13 protein-coding genes and 1 pseudogene are annotated in these 18,566 nt (G+C 60.2%); 9 read left to right on the top strand and 5 right to left on the bottom strand.

Annotated features, from left to right (window positions below; all coding sequences use genetic code 11):
- Positions 1 to 23 precede the first annotated feature (23 nt).
- The 3 genes from DBR22_RS00195 to DBR22_RS00185 form a co-directional block, all read right to left on the bottom strand.
- Positions 24 to 1,328 (bottom strand): serine hydrolase domain-containing protein, encoded by a 1,305-nt coding sequence (locus tag DBR22_RS00195; RefSeq protein ID WP_219928062.1) that lies wholly within the window; start codon positions 1,326 to 1,328, stop codon positions 24 to 26.
- A 193-nt stretch (positions 1,329 to 1,521) separates the two neighbouring features.
- Positions 1,522 to 2,868, bottom strand: a complete 1,347-nt coding sequence (locus tag DBR22_RS00190; RefSeq protein ID WP_108597227.1) for an MFS transporter — start codon at positions 2,866 to 2,868, stop codon at positions 1,522 to 1,524.
- A gap of 614 nt (positions 2,869 to 3,482) precedes the next feature.
- Positions 3,483 to 4,244 (bottom strand): FadR/GntR family transcriptional regulator, encoded by a 762-nt coding sequence (locus tag DBR22_RS00185; protein ID WP_108597226.1) that lies wholly within the window; start codon positions 4,242 to 4,244, stop codon positions 3,483 to 3,485.
- A gap of 308 nt (positions 4,245 to 4,552) precedes the next feature.
- Between DBR22_RS00185 and DBR22_RS00180 the strand changes: the two genes are divergently transcribed.
- The 5 genes from DBR22_RS00180 to DBR22_RS00150 all read left to right on the top strand — a co-directional run bounded on the left by DBR22_RS00180 (position 4,553) and on the right by DBR22_RS00150 (position 12,735).
- A complete protein-coding gene (locus tag DBR22_RS00180) occupies positions 4,553 to 5,935 on the top strand; it encodes a glutamine synthetase family protein (RefSeq protein WP_108597225.1) in 1,383 nt (460 codons plus the stop codon).
- Positions 5,916 to 6,677 (top strand): gamma-glutamyl-gamma-aminobutyrate hydrolase family protein, encoded by a 762-nt coding sequence (locus DBR22_RS00175; RefSeq protein WP_258228988.1) that lies wholly within the window; start codon positions 5,916 to 5,918, stop codon positions 6,675 to 6,677. The genes DBR22_RS00180 and DBR22_RS00175 overlap by 20 nt, the downstream gene beginning before the upstream one ends.
- Positions 6,658 to 8,025, top strand: a complete 1,368-nt coding sequence (locus DBR22_RS00170) for an aldehyde dehydrogenase family protein (RefSeq protein WP_108597224.1) — start codon at positions 6,658 to 6,660, stop codon at positions 8,023 to 8,025. Before DBR22_RS00175 ends, DBR22_RS00170 begins: the two co-directional genes overlap by 20 nt.
- A gap of 25 nt (positions 8,026 to 8,050) precedes the next feature.
- Positions 8,051 to 8,830: a 3-oxoacyl-ACP reductase gene (locus DBR22_RS00165; RefSeq protein ID WP_108597223.1), complete on the top strand. Its 780-nt coding sequence runs from the start codon at positions 8,051 to 8,053 to the stop codon at positions 8,828 to 8,830.
- A gap of 1,748 nt (positions 8,831 to 10,578) precedes the next feature.
- Positions 10,579 to 12,735 carry an amylo-alpha-1,6-glucosidase gene (locus tag DBR22_RS00150; protein WP_108597220.1) on the top strand — a complete coding sequence of 719 codons (2,157 nt, stop codon included), beginning with the start codon at positions 10,579 to 10,581 and terminating at the stop codon, positions 12,733 to 12,735.
- Positions 12,736 to 12,762: 27 nt separating this feature from the next.
- Here DBR22_RS00150 and DBR22_RS23500 read toward each other — a convergent pair whose 3' ends face one another.
- Complete coding sequence (locus DBR22_RS23500) at positions 12,763 to 13,059, bottom strand: CBU_0592 family membrane protein (protein ID WP_146187318.1); 297 nt, start codon at positions 13,057 to 13,059, stop codon at positions 12,763 to 12,765.
- A 101-nt stretch (positions 13,060 to 13,160) separates the two neighbouring features.
- On the opposite strand from DBR22_RS23500, the gene DBR22_RS00145 reads away from it, so the two are divergent.
- Positions 13,161 to 14,084: a LysR family transcriptional regulator gene (locus DBR22_RS00145; protein ID WP_108597219.1), complete on the top strand. Its 924-nt coding sequence runs from the start codon at positions 13,161 to 13,163 to the stop codon at positions 14,082 to 14,084.
- Positions 14,085 to 14,481: 397 nt separating this feature from the next.
- Here the strand turns inward: DBR22_RS00145 and DBR22_RS00140 are convergent, their stop codons facing one another.
- Entirely contained in the window at positions 14,482 to 15,579 is a 1,098-nt protein-coding gene (locus DBR22_RS00140; protein ID WP_108597218.1) for an ATP-binding protein, read from the bottom strand.
- Positions 15,580 to 15,758: 179 nt separating this feature from the next.
- Between DBR22_RS00140 and DBR22_RS00135 the strand changes: the two genes are divergently transcribed.
- The 3 genes and pseudogenes from DBR22_RS00135 to DBR22_RS00125 form a co-directional block, all read left to right on the top strand.
- Entirely contained in the window at positions 15,759 to 16,226 is a 468-nt protein-coding gene (locus DBR22_RS00135) for a hypothetical protein (protein ID WP_108597217.1), read from the top strand.
- Positions 16,227 to 16,973: 747 nt separating this feature from the next.
- Positions 16,974 to 17,744 carry an ATP-grasp domain-containing protein gene (locus DBR22_RS00130; protein ID WP_258228987.1) on the top strand — a complete coding sequence of 257 codons (771 nt, stop codon included), beginning with the start codon at positions 16,974 to 16,976 and terminating at the stop codon, positions 17,742 to 17,744.
- 8 nt (positions 17,745 to 17,752) lie between these two features.
- A pseudogene (locus tag DBR22_RS00125) lies at positions 17,753 to 18,566 on the top strand (hypothetical protein); the annotation flags it as partial.

The following is an 18,566-nucleotide window of genomic DNA, read 5'->3' as shown; positions in this document are numbered from 1 at the left end:
TCGGGATGGTGGGCTCTCGCCGGCTAGCCGCGTACCAATCGCACCAGCGCGTGCAGCATCGGGTCCGTGATGGGGTCGTGTTTGTAGACCGCGACCGGCTGGGAGGCGAGGCGTACGATTACGGTTTCCGCGCCGGGGGTGATGTAGAGGCGCTGGCCGTGGATGCCGACTGCTTCAATGGCACCAAACTCGTCTTGTGGCACCCACCATTGGTTGCGGTAGGTGTACCCGGACATGGCGCCGGATTCGAGCCGGGCCGGGAGGTCGGCGCCGTGTATCTCCCGCACGACCGACGAGGGGATGAGCTGTTTCCCGCCCCAATCTCCTTCGCGGCGCATGAGCTCGCCGAAGCGGGCCAGATCGCGCAGGGTCGCGCTCATCCCGCCGCTGGCTGAAGGCACGCCTGCCGGGTCGACGACCAGATAGGCATCGTCCTCGCACCCAAGTGGTCCCCACAACCGCTCGTGCAGGAGTTGCGCGAATGACAGGCCGGTGACGCGTGCCAGCACCCAGGCCATGACTTGGGTGTTCACACTCTTGTAGGAAAAGGCTCCTCCATGTGCGCCCTCCTTGAGGACGCTGAGCAGGTAGTCGCTTGAGGTTTGCGGGCCGTCATAGCCGGCCGGGCGTGGTCGCGTGCGGCCGGCACGCATATACGCCCAGGCGCCGGAGCTTTCGTCATCATCATCTTCAGAGTATGAAAGGCCGGTTCGCATATCCATTGTCTGGCGCAACGTTGCGTCGTTCCAGGCGGTGCCACTTAGTTCGGGGACGTAATGCGCGACCGTCTTGGTTTCATCCAGCACGCCTTCGTGTACCAGTGAGGCCATAAGCGTTCCGGTGTAGGACTTTGTCATCGAGAAGCAGGCATGCGGCAGGTAAGCCTCCAGCGCACCAAGGTAGCGCTCGTAAACGACTCGGCCGCGGTGCAACACCATGATGCCGTCGGTGTAGCTATCAAACAGGGCCTCTTCGAATTCGCGGACACGCCCGGTCGTGTCCGTAAACGTCAGCGCGTCCACAGCAGCGGCATCGGCAGAAGATGGCTTGCCCAGTGATTGGCTGGGTCCCGTGCCGCGCCATACACCGACAGTCGGAGAGAGCTCGCGCATGTGTGACAGCGCCCACCGCAATTTGGGGAAAGCGGTATCGCTGTCACTGTCGAATCTGACCTGTTTCTCTGCCGGCGGCGGCGAACCCTGCATCCAGCCGAGCGCCCGCGGATCCGAGGCCCGGCCATCAAGGAATGTCTTGCCCTCGATTTCCAGCGTGCCCGGCGCCTCCAACGAAGGGGCGGGCGGGTAAGCGGCGTTGCCGGATAACTTCAATGTTCTTTCCTTGTCTACTTATCTGAATGCTTTGTGGAGGCACGGACCGGCTAATCCGGGTCGGTGGTCCCTGTAAAGCGGTGCCCAAAACGTCAAGCTCAGCCTTCCGCTGGGATCCTTGTGCTGCATGCAAGTTGGCGGGAACAGCGTCGTCCCGAGGAGGGTCGAGCCGTTCCCGCCAACGTTTGCGCTCTTAGTGGACTTTGGCCTCGGCCTCGGCAGTGGCGGCGTTGAGGGCGGCTGCTTCAGCTTTGGTGGGTTTGGTTTCCTTGGTGAAGATCAGGGCGACCGCGCCGATCAGCGCGACGAACATCATGACGAAGGCCGGCATCGTATTGTCACCGGTTTGGGCAATCAGCCAGGACGCTACGAGCGGACCTGTGCCGCCGAAGATGGCGACACCAACGTTGGTCGGTATGGCCGAGCCGCTGTAGCGGACCTTCGCCGGGAAGGACTCAGTGAAAAAGCAAGCGATAGTGGAGTCATTGAGGGAGAAGATCCCAACGAACAGGATCTGGATGGCCATAGCTGCTGCGAAACCGCTGATACCCAAGAGCAGGAAGATCGGGTAGCTCAGGACCAGGAAGAGCACTGCGTTGGCCATGAGCATTGTCTTGCGACCAAAACGGTCGGAGAGGTAGGCGCCACCGTAGAGCATGGGCAGGTAGACCAGCAGTGAGGTGGTCATGATGATGCTGGCTTCGAAGCCGGACAGGCCTACTTCCACCTCAAGGTAGGTCTGCATGTAGCCCAGCACGAGGTAGTACCCGGTGGCATTGACGCCCATGATTGCCAGCGTCCGAAGAAGCGCCCTCCAGTGCTCGCGGAAGAGCACAACCAGTGGGAGCTTGGCCAGCTCACCCTTTTCTTGGGCTGCCCGGAAAACAGGAGTCTCATCGATGCGGTTTCGCAGGTAGACGCCGACCAGCGTCATAGGTGCAGCGAGAAGGAACGGAATACGCCAACCCCACGTATTCATCGCATCCTCATCAAGGAGTCCATTCAAAAGGGTCGATACAACAGATGCCGCAAGGAATCCGACTGCACATCCAATGGCTACAGAGCTGATGTAGCGTGCCCGCTTGTCAGCCGGGGCGTATTCAACGACCAGAATGGCAGCGCCGGTGTATTCTCCGGCAGTGCAGAAACTTTGAAGGAAGCGCAGGAGCACAAGGAGCACAGGTGCCCAGAAACCGATGGTTGCATAGCCCGGCAGCAGGCCGATGCAGGTGGTGGCCAAACCAATCCCGATGATGGTGAGGGCAAGAGCGCGTTTACGGCCGATTCTGTCGCCGAAGTGACCCCAGAACAGCGCACCGATGGGACGCATTGCGAACGACAGAGCGAACAGAGCGAAAGTCTGCACGAGCGCGACCGTCGGGTTGCCCGGAGGGAAAAACACGGCGGCGATAGTGGTGGCCAGGTAGGAATAGGAGCCGTAATCGAAGAACTCAATGAAGGTGCCGGATGAGGCTGCAAAGAGAGGCCTCTTTGCCGCACTCTGCACCGTGGCAGTTGTTTGAGATGTGCTGGAGAGCATCACTAGTGTTCTTTCTGCAGGGAATCAGGGTCGCGTGACGAGGTGGGCTCTGGATGGGGAGGAGGCCGGAACGACGTCTAATCTGAGGATGTAGGAAAGATATAGCCAGAATATTTCCGGATTGTTACCGTCTGGTCTGAATTTAGACCATTAGCTTTGTTCCAGTGTGTGGGAGATCACGGATGACGTCAAGCGGTCCCGCATAAAATCCTCGAGTCTCCCCCGATTTTTCTCACGGCTGCGCTTCTGCCTGGTGTTTGGGGCGAGAGTGCAGGGCTCGCCGCGAGGGACGTCAAAGGCGTGTTTTTGGGCCAATCAGGATTCAGGTTCGGAAGACGTCAGTTCGTAACGGGCGCCTCCACCTGCACCGTCAGCGGGCCTGACGGGACAGCCAGCTCAAGAGCTGTCCTGCCGGCCGGGGTGCGTGCTGTGGCATAAAGATGCCCGGAAAAGATTTACTTCACGCCTGCCCGCACCCCGTGCCAGTGGCGTGTGAAACTTCTGACCGCGGCGGGAGAATCATGGAGTTGATTTTCGGCAGGCGCGGGCTTCAAGCAGAAGCCTTAGAGATTTTTCCTGATATGCCAGCTCAAGCCTGAGCGGGAGCGCTCACGCTAGGGCTTGGACGCAGCCACTTCCGGCGACACTTGTGACTCAGAAGATATAAGGAAGCCATGCAGCAATGAGGCGGTACCCTGCAGGTGGTCCTGCGCCATCCGAAACGCTTCTTCACCGTCGCCGCGGAGGATTGCATCCATGATCGCTTGGTGCTGTTGGTTGGAGTGCTCCAGGTTCGGCTCAAGAAGCGGTATTCGATCCAAGAGGTCACTGACCTTTGAACGGACATCCGCGACTGCGCGGGCCAGACTTGGAGAACCCGTCACTTCTGCGATGGCCACATGGAACCGTGCATCTTTTGGCCGGTACAGCTCGGCCGGTGCGCTAGCCACCTCAGCCAGGGTTTTCAGCAGGTGGCTGCGTTGAGAAGGGGACAACGTGGCCTTGGCGGCCAGTGACGCTGCCGCAGGTTCAAGAACGTTGCGGAAGGTCAGAATGTCTTCCACTTCCGCCGGATCCAATTCCGGGAACGATCCTGGCCCAGCCGAAGGTCGGCCACACACGTAGGTGCCACCGTAGCGACCGCGCTGAACCTCGACGTATCCGGCTTTCTGCAGTTCAGCCAATGCGTCCCGCAGGGTCGCGCGCGAGACTCCGAGCAGCTCTGCAAGTTCCCGTTCCGGTGGCAGCTTCTCCCCCACTGCGAACAGGCCGAGCTTGATGTTCTGGAGCAATCGCTCGATGGTTTCCTCGAAAACGTTCCCGTGCCGAGCGGGCCGGACAACCGGGGCCGACGTGTCGAACCGTTCTTCTTCCATGCACCAATCATAATCGGTCCAAAAACACGCCATTGGCGCGGCCGCGGATTGCGTGGCAGGCGCGTCCCGGAAGCCGAAGACGGGCGAAGTCGCATGGAGTCAAGGAAACGTTGGGCGGAATAGCTTGACGCCGGGCGTGCCCTGCCACACACTTGAAGGAGCTTATGGTCTGAATTCAGACCAATACCATTTGAGTGGATGGAACTGCAGTGTCGCACTCCGATTCAACACAGCCTAACGCGGAGCCCCGACGAGGGCACCTACCCCCAAGTTCTCCCTCATAAATCGATCAAAGTTACGGACATAAAATGACTAATCCACCAACGGGAACATCACAGCGAGGCCAGCTGAGTGTTGATGAATTGCGTGACCTGGTTGCTTCAGGTGAAATCGACACCGTCGTGGTTGCCATCACAGATTCCATGGGACGTCTGCAGGGTAAGCGCTGCGGAGCAAAGTCCTTCCTGGAAGACGTACTCGGGCACGGGGCCGAAGGCTGCAACTACCTTCTGAGCGTCGATGTTGAGATGAACACCATCGATGGATATGCCATGTCCTCCTGGGCAAACGGCTACGGAGACATGGTGATGCGCCCGGACGTCTCCACCTTGCGCCGTGTGCCATGGCTGGAGGGCACAGCCATGATCCAGTGCGACATTCTGTGGCTCGACGGTCGACCCGTCGCCCAGTCCCCCCGGCAGATCCTCAGATCCCAAATCGAACGCTTGGAAGCCCTGGGATACCGGGCGCATATCGGCACCGAACTTGAATTCATCATGTTCGACGACAGCTACGAAGAAGCATGGGACAAGAAATACGAAGGCCTCACCCCTTCAACCCGCTACAACGTGGACTACTCCCTGCTGGCCACGGCAAGGCTGGAACCGGTGATCCGCAGCATCCGCAACGGCATGGAAAAGGCTGGCCTGGTCGTTGAATCCTCCAAGGGTGAGTGCAACCTGGGCCAGCAGGAAATCACGTTCCGCTACGCAGAAGCACTGGCCGCCTGCGACAACCACGTTTTCTACAAGAACGGCGCCAAGGAAATCGCCGCGCAGCAGGGCAAAAGCATCACATTCATGGCCAAGTACAACGAACGTGAAGGAAGTTCCTGTCACATCCACTTCAGCCTGACCGATTTGGACGGCAAGCCTGTCCTGGCCGGTGACCATGAACACGGCTTCAGCCCCGTCATGGAGCACTTTATCGCCGGCCAGCTCGCTGCACTGAAGGAACTGGCATACTTCGTGGCCCCGAACATCAATTCCTACAAGCGCTTCGTGGAGGGCAGCTTCGCCCCCACGGCCATCGCCTGGGGACTGGACAACCGCAGCTGCGCCCTGCGCGTCGTTGGACGCGGCCCCAGTCTTCGAGTCGAAAACCGCGTCGGGGGTGGCGACGTCAACCCGTATCTCGCCGCCGCGGCACTCATCGCCGCAGCCATTCACGGGATCGAGAACGGGCTTCCGCTTGAGCCGATCACAACCGGCAACGCGTACCAATCTGATGCTGACCGCATCCCGACCAACCTGCGGGATTCCCGCGCACTGCTGGCCAACAGCGAGATCGCACGCAAGGCCTTCGGTGACGAAGTCGTGGACCACTATGTTTTCGCAGCCGATGTCGAACTAAAAGCCTTCGATAGCGCCGTAACCGATTGGGAGCGTAAGCGTGTCTTTGAACGGCTCTGATACCTACCGCCCGCGGATCGGCCTGACAACCTACTATCAGGAAGCTTCCTGGGGTGTTTGGACGCAGGACGCCGCAATCCTGCCGGGAACGTACGTCCAGGCAGTTGTCGCTGCCGGCGGCACCCCTGTCCTCTTGCCGCCGGTGGGCACTGACCCCTCGATATTGGAGGTGCTGGACGGACTGATCGTTTCCGGTGGCAGCGACGTGGGCCCCGAGCACTACGGAGCCGAGCCGCACGAACTCACCCGGGCCCAACCAGCCAGGGACGAGCACGACATCGCCCTGACCAAGGCAGCGCTGGAAGCCGGGCTTCCTCTCTTCGCCATTTGCAGGGGCGCCCAGATCCTCAACGTTGCCCTTGGCGGATCATTGATCCAGCACATCCCGGACGTAAACCCGGAAGCGAAATACCAGCCAGGGCCTGGTGTCTTCGGTGAAGTGGAATTCACAACGACGACCGGCAGCATAAGCCGCTCCCTGCTGGGACCGGGTGCCAGCGCACCCTGCTACCACCACCAGGCCATGGACCGTATCGCTGATGGACTGTGCGTAACGGCTGCGGCTGCCGACGGCACAGTGGAAGCCCTTGAAACGTCGACGGCCGGATGGGCACTGGGGGTCCAATTCCACCCGGAACAAAACCCCGATGACCTGCGGCTCTTCAAAGGATTTATTGAGGCAGCAGCCAACTACAGAAAAGACCGAACGGAGAACCCAGCCAATGTCCACCAGCACGTCTGACGTACTGAACCCGGCGACGGAAGAGGTCATAGAGACCATAGCTCTCGCCACACTCGAGGATACTGACAGGGCAATCCAAAAAGCAGCCCAGGCCTTTGAAACTTGGCGGAACGTCGCCCCCGCAGACAGGGCACTGCTGCTGCGCCGGTTTGCCTCCGCAGTAGACGCGGACCTTGAAAACCTCGCCCAGCTGGAAGTCCGCAATGCCGGGCACACCATCGGCAACGCCCGATGGGAAGCCGGAAATGTTCGCGACGTCCTGACCTACTACTCCGCGGCCCCCGAGCGGCACCTTGGCCAGCAGATCCCAGTAGCTGGAGGGGTAAACGTCACCTTCCACGAACCCTTGGGAGTCGTTGGGGTAATTGTCCCGTGGAACTTCCCTATGCCAATCGCGGCATGGGGTTTTGCACCCGCCCTGGCTGCCGGCAACACTGTCGTTCTGAAACCGGCGGAACTGACCCCGCTGACCGCTATCCGGCTCGGACAGCTTGCAAGGGAAGCAGGGCTGCCCGAAGGCGTCCTGCAAATCATTCCGGGCAAGGGTTCAATTGTCGGCGACCGGTTCGTGACCCATCCTGCGGTCCGGAAAGTTGTTTTTACCGGTTCCACCGGTGTCGGGAAGCGAATTATGGCTGGCTGCGCTGACCAGCTCAAGCCGGTAACCCTGGAACTGGGCGGCAAAAGCGCCAACATCATCTTCGCGGATTCCGACCTGGAAGTCGCCGCCTCAGCAGCGCCGGGCGGTGCCTTTGACAACGCCGGACAGGACTGCTGCTCCCGCTCCAGGATCCTGGTCCAGGACAGCGTTTATGAAAGGTTCCTCGCACTCCTGGAACCAGTAGTCAAAGCCCTGCAGGTCGGGGACCCAAGCGATGAAGCTTCCTTCATGGGCCCGCTGATTTCGGCAGCCCAGCACCGGACAGTATCCAGCTTTGTCCCGGATGGCACTTCCATCGCTTTCCAGGGCTCGGCCCCTGCCGGCAAGGGCTTCTGGTTCCCACCTACAGTCCTGACGCCCTCCCGCGAAGACCGGGTAATGCACGAAGAGATCTTCGGCCCCGTCGTAGCTGTCGTTCCTTTCAAGGATGAAGCCGACGCCCTCCGCCTGGCCAATGACTCAATCTATGGGCTCTCAGGATCAATCTGGACACGGGACGTTGGACGGGCACTCAGGATGGCCCGAGGACTCGAGTCAGGAAACCTATCGGTCAACTCACACTCCTCAGTGCGCTACTCCACCCCCTTCGGAGGCTTCAAGCAGTCCGGACTCGGACGCGAACTCGGCCCTGACGCCCTCGACGCCTTCACAGAAACAAAAAACGTTTTCATCTCCACCAGCCTTTAACGCCACCACAACCAAGGAAGTCAAAATGATTGAAGTAATCTCCAACCGCCTCAAGGGCCGCAGCGCTGTCATCACTGGCGGCGCCAGCGGTATCGGGCTGGCGACAGCCCGCCGTTTCGCAGCAGAAGGCGCAAACGTCGTCATCGCCGACCTGGACCCAACCTCAGGACAGCGCGCTGCCGATGAAGTAGGCGGTCTCTACGTAAAGGTCGACGTCACCAGCGAAGAAGAAGTAAAGAACCTCTACGCCGTAACCCACGAAACGTATGGAAGCGTCGACATCTCCTTCAACAACGCCGGAATCTCACCGGCAGACGATGCCTCGATCATCGACACAGGCATCGACGCCTGGCGGCGGGTACAGGAAGTCAACCTGACCTCCGTCTTCTACTGCTGCAAATACGCACTCCCCTACATGCAGGCCCAGGGGAAAGGCTCCATCATCAACACCGCCTCCTTCGTAGCAGTTATGGGCGCTGCGACCTCGCAGATCTCCTACAGCGCATCCAAAGGCGGTGTACTGGCCATGAGCCGGGAACTTGGCGTCGAATTCGCCCGCCAGGGCATCCGAGTCAATGCCCTGTGCCCAGGACCGGTCAACACGCCGCTGCTGAAGGAACTCTTCGCCAAAGACCCTGAAAAGGCAGCTCGCCGCCTCGTCCACGTTCCCTTGGGCCGGTTCGCCGAACCGGAAGAGCTGGCAGCAGCAGTGGCGTTCCTCGCCAGCGACGACTCATCCTTCATCACTGCCTCAACCTTCCTGGTTGACGGCGGCATCGCCGGTGCCTACGTCACCCCCGAGTGACCCTCAGATCGCGAGCCCTTCAATGGGGCAGAGCAGAGGCAGCCAGAAGGGCACGAGCAGGCACCCTGCATAACAACACCCTGCTTTGCGAGTCCAAACGCTCTCACCTGTAAGAAAAGCGCTGCCCAGATCCGCCCACTGCCATGCAGTGGACGGATCCGGGCAGCGACGAACGCTGTAGCCCCCAGCACAGGCGGCTACCAAGGGAAAAATCAAGGCCAGCCAGAGCGCGGAAAACTAAGGAATAAAGAAGGAATGAAGAAACGCATCCCCCGCCAGCACCTCCGCTTGAAGAACTCCGAAAAAACCTTCGAGGCGAAAACCGGCGAGCATTGTCCAGCCAACGGATGGTGGGTCCCGGTCAACCGGGAAGGAGAGGGACACTTCATTGCTGAAGGGAGCATTATGCCTCCGCACAATGGGCAGTCCATCACCTGGGCGTTGGTCACCGCAGATCTGGGCCCTTTCAAGCCGAAGCACTCCCATCCCCGCGCAGGAGCTTACCTTGACTAGCTCGATCGTTCTTCAGAACACCTCGGTAGGCGTGCAGCGTTCGAGTTCCGCGGTCACTGGCGGAAAAGCAGCCCAGCCAATCCGAGTCGCTGTGCCTATCGTGCCTGCCACCCTCGCCGCTGCCCAGCAATTTGGCTGTGAAGAGGGTTGCCACTACTGCCAGGGACCCGAAACAGACTAGCTTTCTGTCCACATCCGGTCGAAGAGCCGCAAGAGTCTAGCAACAGAGGAAAGATCAGCCATGAAGTCCTACCGATGCGATGACTGGAGCCGCCTCACTGGCGTGGAGGTCGAGGTACACATCCACGGTCAACTGCTGCGTGCGGGTACCGTCGATGCTGTTATGCCGGACGCTACAGTCCTCTGGCTGGCTGCCGATCACAATGGAGGACGGACCCTCTTTGAAGCAGTTGAGGGATATGAAATGTGGACTGACCCACAGGACCTACCCGACGAACTGCATGCAGCGACCCACGGTCAACAGCCCCCAAACCACACTGATTCATGAGGCCGAAGACGATCAATGGGAGGACGCATCCGTTCGTCCCGGAGCTCTTCAGTCCATCCTGCCTCGGCCGGACCTTTAACCGCCAGGGCCTTCCATGCTCGCAACTGGGAGGCCCTGGTTCCAAGCTAGTCACTTCTTAAACGTCGCCCAAGCCCGAAATCTGATCTAGGGGGCTTCATGGCAAACGAGCGGAAATTAGCGATTGGAGTAAACCTACGATGCACTTACACAACGAGTCGCGCACAACGAAGACGAGCATGACTAGCCAACCGGCTTTTGAAAGCGTGAAAGCAGCAGCGGGAGAATCGAACGCTGCCGTGATATTTCACGACCCCCTGTCTTCCAAACAAACAGCACAAACAGGGACTAATCAGGGTGCCGATAAGCGGCAAAGGCACCCCTCTGGCGTTTCCGAAAAGACAGTTGATAAGCCGGACACGAAGCTACTTGAGCGCCTGAGAGCCAGGAAAGCCGTCTGCCATGATCTCGAAGTGCTCGCGTTGAAGCAATCTGCCGGCCACCGTTAGCGAGAAATCCTCCCGGACCACAGCAAAAGTGGTTACTAAGCCAACAAGCCCGCCCTTTTCGCAGAGGCTCAGATAGCCAATAATGGCTCTGGCAGTGGAGGGCAAGGAAGCGTAGCGTCGTTGGGGAATCGACGCTACGGCAGCAGTCTGACCAGCATGCAAAGGCATGCTGGTGTTGGCTTTTTGAGGAGGCCGGGACGATGGCTGGATGGAATGCTGACACCGCGGCAGGGCCTCTGGGGGCCGGGACGGTTACGTTGGTGGAAGGATCATCCTTCTGCATATCCCTGCAGAACGGGGACATGCACTCCGAGCACCCACACGGTCTTTTCGTCCAGGACACCCGTATCCTTTCCGGTTGGGGGTTGACCGTTAACGGCCAACCGCTGGAACCTCTCGCAGCGGAGGCGAAGGAGCCCTACCGAGGGCAATTTGTCGGCCGCGTCGCCCGCTCGGACGGGTATGCAGACAGCTCTTTGATTGTCGAACGGCTACGTGAAGTCGGGAGCGGCATCCAAGAGCGGATCGTTGTCCGCAACTACTCGAGGGAACCGGCCGAATGCGTGATCTCCCTGACGATTGAAGCAGATTTCGCAGATCTGTTTGAAGTGAAAGAGGCTCGGATTCAGCGGCGCTGGGATGAGACCCGCCAGGCCAACGATGGCACACTGATTATCCAGGCCATTTGGCACGGTATCCGGAAAGGTGTCGCCATCCGGGCACCTGGAGCGGGTAGTTCAGCGGAGGGCTTCACGTACCAGGTGTCTGTACCACCGCACGGCAGCTGGAACGCAGCCCTGACCGTTGTGCCGAGTATCGACCAAGACAGCATCTCCCCGGCTTTCGTTCACAGCGACGGAGATGGCTTGTCCCCGAGAGACCGACGCCGGCAGGACTGGGTGGCGAAAATTCCGGTTCTGCAGATCGGAAACCGGTCCATCGAACGGACCCTGCGGCGCAGCTACGATGATCTGGGTTCCCTTCGCATCGAGGACCCTGATCATCCGGACCGGGTGGTGGTGGCCGCTGGGGCCCCCTGGTTCATGACCCTGTTTGGCCGGGACTCCCTATGGGCCTCGGAAATGGCGCTGGCCGTCGATCCGTCCCTGGCGTTGGGGACGCTGCAGACGCTGGCAGACCGCCAGGGGGCGGTAATAGATCCAATGAGCGAGGAGGAACCAGGCAAGATCCTTCACGAGGTCAGGCTCGATGTCTCCAGCGGGCTCTCCCTCGGCGGTAAATCCGTCTACTACGGCAGTGTAGACGCCACACCACTGTTCGTCGCGACGCTCGCTTCGGTCATCCGATGGGGCTTTGCTAAAGAAACCATCGCTGCCCTGCTTCCTCATGCCGACCGCGCCCTGGACTGGATCCGAGAATACGGGGACAAGGACGGTGACGGGTTCGTCGAGTATCAACGCCTCAACGACCAAGGGCTCATCAATCAAGGCTGGAAAGACTCGTGGGACGGGATCAACTTCGCAGATGGAACACTGCCCGAGCCCCCAATCGCGCTCTGTGAGGTCCAGGCGTACGTTTACACCGCGTACCAGGCCCGAGCTTGGATGGCTTACGACGCCGGAGATACGTCCCTGGCGGAGGAGCTTTCAGATCGAGCAGCGCAATTAAAGAAACGCTTCAATGAGCAGTTCTGGATCCCCGAGCGCGGATACTACGCAATCGCGCTGGACGGCAAGAAACGGCAGGTCGATGCCTGCGCTTCAAACATGGGGCACTGCCTGTGGTACGGCCTCATTGATGAGGACAAGGCCCCACAGGTGGTAGAACGCCTGATGTCTCCAGAAATGTTCAGCGGCTGGGGCATTCGCACGCTGGCAAGCGATATGGGCGCGTATAACCCCGCCAGCTATCACAACGGCTCCGTCTGGCCGCACGACAACGCGATCATCGCAGCGGGCCTCCTGCGCTACGGGTTCGTAGCCGAGGCGCAGCGAATCTCCACCGCGCTCTTTGAGGCTGCCGAATACTCCGACGGTCGCCTCCCGGAATTGTTCTGCGGCTTCAGCCGGGACATGTTCGCAGCACCTGTCCCCTACCCCACCGCCTGCTCACCGCAAGCTTGGGCGGCCACCACACCGATCCAGCTGATAACAAGCCTGATGCAGTACGACACCAACGTCTCCCGCGGAGAGTTCTGGATGAATCCAGTACTTCCAGAATCCTATGGCGACCTGCATGTCGCCAACGCACCCATGGCCGGCGGCCGGATCACCATCGACATCGTCAATTCTGTTCCAACCGTTCAGGGGTTGCCCGAAGGAATGGCTTACCGCCGCGGGCACCGACCATGGATAACGGAAATGCTGGACCAAGCAAGCCAAAGTCGACAGGTCTAGGTGGACTGCCCAAGAGTTGTGAAACGTTTAGACGCGTACTTCATCCCGCTGCACACCGCTAAGACGCCTGCTTCCTTGCCACTGTGATGCAGCCTGCACCAGCGACCAGACAGCGGGTTGCAGGCTTAGCGCAGCCCAGAGGAAGTTCGACACCGCTGATGGCAGCGATCCATACAGCAGGCTGCCGACTCCTCCCAGTGTTCCCCCGACAGCATTGAGCCAGAGGTACACGTTCGACCGTGATGAGACGCGTCCACGCGACAGCAGCACGTAGGCCAGGAATGTGCCCGCCATTCCGAGCCACCCCAAGATCATTTCGAGCATGTTCCTCCGTCCCGCGCGTCGTGTGTGTAAGTCCATTTCAGCGCAACCACCAGTTAAGATCAATCGACGTTTCGAACACTGTGGGTGTAGTTTTGCTTAACATGGATTTAGATCCGAAGCGCCTGTATATCCTGCTCGCAGTAGCCAGAACCGGAAGTGTGCTTGCGGCAGCGGACGATCTTCATGTTTCCCCGTCCGCTGTATCCCAGCAGCTAAAGAAGCTCGAACAGGATGCCGGCGCCTCACTGGTCCAACGCACACCAAGGGGCACTGTCCTCACGCCGGCCGGCGTGATTGTTGCTGAAGCCGCCGAGGAAATCGAACGCGCGATTGGCAACGCGCGAGACCGGCTTGAAAAAAGTGATGGACCGAGCGGAACAGTCCGGATCGGAGGTATCCCGAGTTTTCTTCGGACCTTGCTCGTCCCGCGGCTGGCCGAGTGGCGAGAGCGGTACCCCCAGTTGCTGATCCAGGTCACCGAAGGGGATCTGAACTCGTTGACGCGCCGTCTGCGCCGCCGGCAACTGGACGCTGCGGTGGTCGACCTGGACTCGGCCAGCGAAAGTGATCGCTTGCCAGCGGGAATCACCGAGCAACCGCTGTTGGATGAGCCATGGAAACTTGTTGTCCCCTCGCCCTGGTTTGTCGGCACAGACCCAGTCGACCTAACTCGATCCTCTTGGCCCTGGTTAGGCGTGGACGCCTCCTCAGGTAGCGCAGCAGCGATTGCACGTCTTCGAAAGGCAGCCATGCTTGAAACGACCTCGGTTCACGAGTATTACGAAACGCTGACCGCTCTCGCCCTGGTCGCCGCCGGTCAGGGCATCGCTGTCGAGCCTGCTCTGGCACTGCACGGCATGCTTCCGGATAACGTAAGCGTGCTGGACATGCCGGGCCTAGGCACCCGACGCATCGTCCTCCGGCGCTTTGAAACTAATCGCTCGCTTCACAGCCCCGTTGACGTACTCGTCGCCCTCATTCAGGAAGCCGTAAGTGCCCTAGACTTGCATGCTGCTGCGGGCTGACGGCATCTGGTTAAAGGCATCGTCGCTGAACTCGAGGGTTTGCCTGCGTGGTGTTCATGGCCTACCGCCCGGCTAGACCACACCCCAAACCGACGTCAGGAGACCTCCGCAAAAGTAGTCAGAATAGGGTCGAAGTATGAGTTCTTGCACTTCCCTGATGAACAGTCTTAGATGCAAATCTGACAGAAAGCCCTGGCGGCCCGGATGTTGAAGCGTAGTCGGCGGAATCAGTGCGCCGACCCTACGTAGCGAATTCCTTCACCCTTTATCTGGTTGAGTCGGGACGACGAGCCTAACGCGACTTGAGCCATTGATAGGAACTTGTCCAGGCTGGTCTACTTCGGCATGGAGACAGCCGTTACTTGCCATCTTGAGCTGACCATAGCGGGACCCTCTGCTAGCGAGCGGGTGGCGGTGTGAGGTATTCGCGCAATCCTGGGATTGCGAAGTCGACAAGCCCGTGTCCTGCAGTTTCTATGAGCCCGGCGTCCAGCAGTCGGGTTCGGTAGTTTCCCACGGCGTTTGGCCGCATGCCGGTTCGTTTGCCGATGTCCGTCGTGGAGGAAGGCCCAGGATCCTCGGCCATGGCCTGTAGGAAGTCGCGATCCCTCCCAGACGTCGTTGACAGTGCAGCTTCGATTACTACGCGTTCGTTTCTGCGGCGGGCAGCCGTGGCGGCCCGGTCCACAGCTGCGGCGTCCAGGCCTTTCGGGCTCTTTTCAGCTTCTTGCCAGAGGTAGTAGCCAACCAGCTGAATCAGGAAGGGGTAGCCGCCGGTTGCTTCTGCCGCGGTCCTGGCCAGGTCAGAACCGAGTGTCTTCCCGGCGCCTTCAAAGGTTTCGGTAAAGGAGCGTTCGACTTCAGCGATTGAAGCTGCGTGAAGGTCGATGCGGTCTGCTCTTCGCAAGAACGTGGCGACGCCCTCATTGAGCAAGTCGGAAACTGCGGCCGGCAGGCCGGCGAAGATAAGTCCGATGGGCAGGCCATCGCGTATGAAGTGCTGTACGTCGGCTGCGAGTTGGGATATCTCCGTGCGGTCAGCGGCATGGATCTCGTCAACAGTGATCACCAGTCCAGTGCCCCGCTGCGCCAGTAGACGCAGAAGCTCTGAACCACGGACACGCCAGTCAACCTGCTCGTCGGGAGCGAGTTGGGTGGTGACCGCGAAGCCGGCAACTGACAGGGCGGTGACTCGTCGGCCTGTCGGCCCAGCACCCAGTTCGTTCGTTAGCCGACGCATGGCCTCGCCAATGCGTCCCAGGAACCCTCCGGTGGCCGTTTCGGAAACCACAGCCCATCCGCTTGCTAGTGCAAGATCTTCGGCTGCACCCAGCATGACGGTCTTGCCGATACCCCGGGCTCCAGTGAAGATAGTGAGGAGGCCCGGGGCGCCAGACCCGATGCGGAGACCGTAAGCGAACTCGTCCAGCACTCCGCCACGGCCGACGAGGTCGGGCGGAGTCGCCCCTGCTGTGGGGCGAAACGGGTTCTCCATGCAGCACTCCTGTGAATGTCTATGAATCCTGTGAATTCTGTGTATCTCACACTACCGCGTGTTGGTCTAGCGTGGTGTTGATCGTCCATATCAGTGGGAGAGGGATAGGATCGATCGCTCCAGGCAATAGCCGGGATGCACTTTGCAGATAATGAGGAATGACCTGCTGAGGGAGGATCATGGGCTATACCCACTACTTTCCGGGCCTGAGGGTAACAGCCGAAGTACTCGCCGATGCAGGCAAGATCATTGACGCGTCAGCCATGACCATCTGCGGTCCAAACGGACAAGGCCTCCCTGTGATGAACGAGACCAAGGGCATCCGATTGAACGGCTTTAAAGCGGCCGGTGAAAGCTATGAGACGTTCCACCTAAGGGGCATTGATGCGCCCGGCTATCCGGGGATGAATGATTCCTGTAAGACCGAGAATCAGCCCTACGACCAAGTGGTCACTGCGATTTTGATTGCTGCTGCTGTCCGGGCGTTTGACTTCAGGACCGGTGTCGTCAAAAGTGATGGCCGCTGGGACAACTGGGCTGCAGGCATGCACTTGTACGAGCGGGCGGTGCGGTTACTGACCGACCAAGAGAAGCTGGCTTTGGAGCTCGACTTGGAGGGCATGCGACCAGATCCTTTCCAGGACTGACCAAACGTATAACAGCACGCTTGACTATCGCGTTTCCGAGACATTCTGCGTCGAACAGCGCTTCTTGCGTGAAGCGTCCGGCTCCCCCTCGAAAACATTTACCTGCTCCAGGTTTCTCGGTCTAACCGCAAGGCTGACAGCTAGCGTTCGAGTCCTCCGCGTTCAAAAGTTCTTCCCTTGCCCGCTTGGCCATCTTTGATGTCTTAGCAATTGATGGCTTTTGAGCAACGGCGGCAGTCGCCGGCGTGCCTTGGTGTTTGTACTGACTTCGTCATCAATGATGTCGTTTGGGCCTTCATGATGACCGTTATATTGCGCAAAGTGATGCGTGATGACGGGTTGGGGTCCTCCGGTGACCGAGGTTGACGAACCGAGTCACCCCAGTTGGAGGCGGCTTCCCTCTACGCCTAGGCTCCAAAACACCACATCCCCCAATCAGCACCGCAGGCCCTCTTCTTGGAGACGGCGGCCGCGTCCCGGAAGAGGCGAGAGAACGTGAATAGTCCGAGGATCCATATACTGCACGAGAACTACGACTGGCTGCCGCCGCTACAAGCAGCCTTAGACTCTGCAGGGCTGCCTCACACGCAATGGTCCCTGGCTGACGGATCCATCGACCTAAAGACACAACCCCCGCAAGGGGTCTTTTGGTCACGACTCAGCGCCTCGTCGCACACTCGTGGCCACGTTTACGCGAAAGAGTACGCCCGTGTGTTGTTTCGGTGGCTTGAGGCTGCTGGTCTCCGCGTGGTTAACGGCAGCAAGGTTATTGAATTTGAGGTCAGCAAGGCCGCCCAGTACGCCGCCTTGGCTGCTGCCGGCTTCGATGTTCCGCGAACCGTTGTGGTGGCTGGACGTGAGGACTTGAAGCGGCGGGCACTGGAGTTTCCAGCGCCGTTCATCACCAAACATAACCAGGGAGGCAAGGGCCTTGGGGTGCGCAGGTTCGACTCGCACCGAGAGTTTGATTCGTATGTTGACGGTCCCGAGTTCGAAGAACCGGCAGATGGGATTACCCTGCTGCAGGAGTTTGTCCAGACTGCTGAGCCGTTCATCACTCGTGCGGAATTCGTTGGTGGGGAGTTTGTTTACGCAGTGCGGGTTGATACGTCGGAGGGTTCGTTCGAGTTGTGCCCCGCTGAAGCGTGTGCAGTACCTGGCCAGGCAGCACCCGGGCAGGTAAGCCTTGATCAGGGTTTCGCTCCCGCCGCCTGCGAAATACCTGGCACCGGAGCCGGTGAAACCTTAGCGTCCACGTTGTTCGCCAAGCGCGATGACATCACAGCTGGCCACCCGTTGATCGTCAGGTTGCGGGCGTTCTTGGCGGACCAGGGCATCGAAGTAGCCGGTGTTGAGTTCTTCGAAACCGCGGACGGCCGCCTCATCCCTTACGACATCAACACCAACACCAACTACAACCCGGACGTTGAAGCCGCCACCGGAAACGCCGCCGCGACCGCCCTGGCCGGGTTCCTGGGCCGGGAACTGGAGTCCCGCTACGCCACGGCTTCCGTATGAGCGCTGCGGTGGTAACTGGCCCGGGCACCGCAGCCGATCCCGCAGACAGCCACCCTCTCGTAGCGCGGGTGGCAAACCTTGCCCGCACCACCTTGAAGTCGAGGATGCTCCTCACGGACTCCGAGCGGGTTCCCGCCGGAATCATTAGCATGTTGCGGGCGGCAGGGGCACTGAACCATCTGGCCTCACCGACGTACGACGGCGCAGGCCTGGCCAAGGCAGAGGACCGCCGACTGCACGAACACCTTGCCGGAGCCTGCCTGAACACGTGGCTGGTCTGGGCCCAGCACGCCTCGACCACCGCCCGGGTGGAAGCCGCCCTGCAGGGCCGGGCACCAGAGCACGACCTCATCGACGGACTGCTGCGCGGAAGGGTCTTCGCGGGGGCAGGTCTGAGCGACGTGCGCCGCTACCCAGACCGCTTCATCGCCGCCGAGCGGACCAACGGAGGCTGGCGCTTCCACGGCAGGGTGTCCTGGGTGAGCGGCTGGGGATTGAACGACGTCCTCCTCATCGCCGGCGTCGATCCCCGCCAGGAACAGGTGGTCCTGGCATTGGTTCCGATCAGTGACCGGTTCAAGGCCACTCCCCTGGACCTTTCCGCCCTGGCCGGCAGCCGGACCGCCCGGGTGGTCCTGGACGGCGCCTTCGTGGAGGATTCGCTGGTCCTCAGTGTGGACCCCCTGGCGTTGTGGCGCGCCAAGGACAACCAGGCCGCTGTGGACGCCAAGCCGCACCTCTTTGGTCTTGCCGCCGCAGTACTGGAAGAACTCCGGGCCGATCCCCATGCCCTTGCCCGGGATGCTGCAGAAGCCTGGACGC

Source organism: Arthrobacter sp. HMWF013, assembly GCF_003061105.1.
Taxonomy (GTDB): Bacteria; Actinomycetota; Actinomycetes; order Actinomycetales; family Micrococcaceae; genus Arthrobacter.
Note: the sequence above shows the minus strand (reverse complement) of the source record. Positions and strands in the feature narration are given on the sequence as shown.

What these genes read in the sequence shown, in the direction of transcription:
- DBR22_RS00190 (WP_108597227.1), bottom strand. Translation starts at nt 2,868, where the DNA reads ATGCTCTCCAGCACATCTCAAACAACTGCCACGGTGCAGAGTGCGGCA.
- DBR22_RS00185 (WP_108597226.1), bottom strand. Translation starts at nt 4,244, where the DNA reads ATGGAAGAAGAACGGTTCGACACGTCGGCCCCGGTTGTCCGGCCCGCT.
- DBR22_RS00180 (WP_108597225.1), top strand. Translation starts at nt 4,553, where the DNA reads ATGACTAATCCACCAACGGGAACATCACAGCGAGGCCAGCTGAGTGTT.
- DBR22_RS00170 (WP_108597224.1), top strand. Translation starts at nt 6,658, where the DNA reads ATGTCCACCAGCACGTCTGACGTACTGAACCCGGCGACGGAAGAGGTC.
- DBR22_RS00165 (WP_108597223.1), top strand. Translation starts at nt 8,051, where the DNA reads ATGATTGAAGTAATCTCCAACCGCCTCAAGGGCCGCAGCGCTGTCATC.
- DBR22_RS00150 (WP_108597220.1), top strand. Translation starts at nt 10,579, where the DNA reads ATGGCTGGATGGAATGCTGACACCGCGGCAGGGCCTCTGGGGGCCGGG.
- DBR22_RS23500 (WP_146187318.1), bottom strand. Translation starts at nt 13,059, where the DNA reads ATGCTCGAAATGATCTTGGGGTGGCTCGGAATGGCGGGCACATTCCTG.
- DBR22_RS00145 (WP_108597219.1), top strand. Translation starts at nt 13,161, where the DNA reads ATGGATTTAGATCCGAAGCGCCTGTATATCCTGCTCGCAGTAGCCAGA.
- DBR22_RS00140 (WP_108597218.1), bottom strand. Translation starts at nt 15,579, where the DNA reads ATGGAGAACCCGTTTCGCCCCACAGCAGGGGCGACTCCGCCCGACCTC.
- DBR22_RS00135 (WP_108597217.1), top strand. Translation starts at nt 15,759, where the DNA reads ATGGGCTATACCCACTACTTTCCGGGCCTGAGGGTAACAGCCGAAGTA.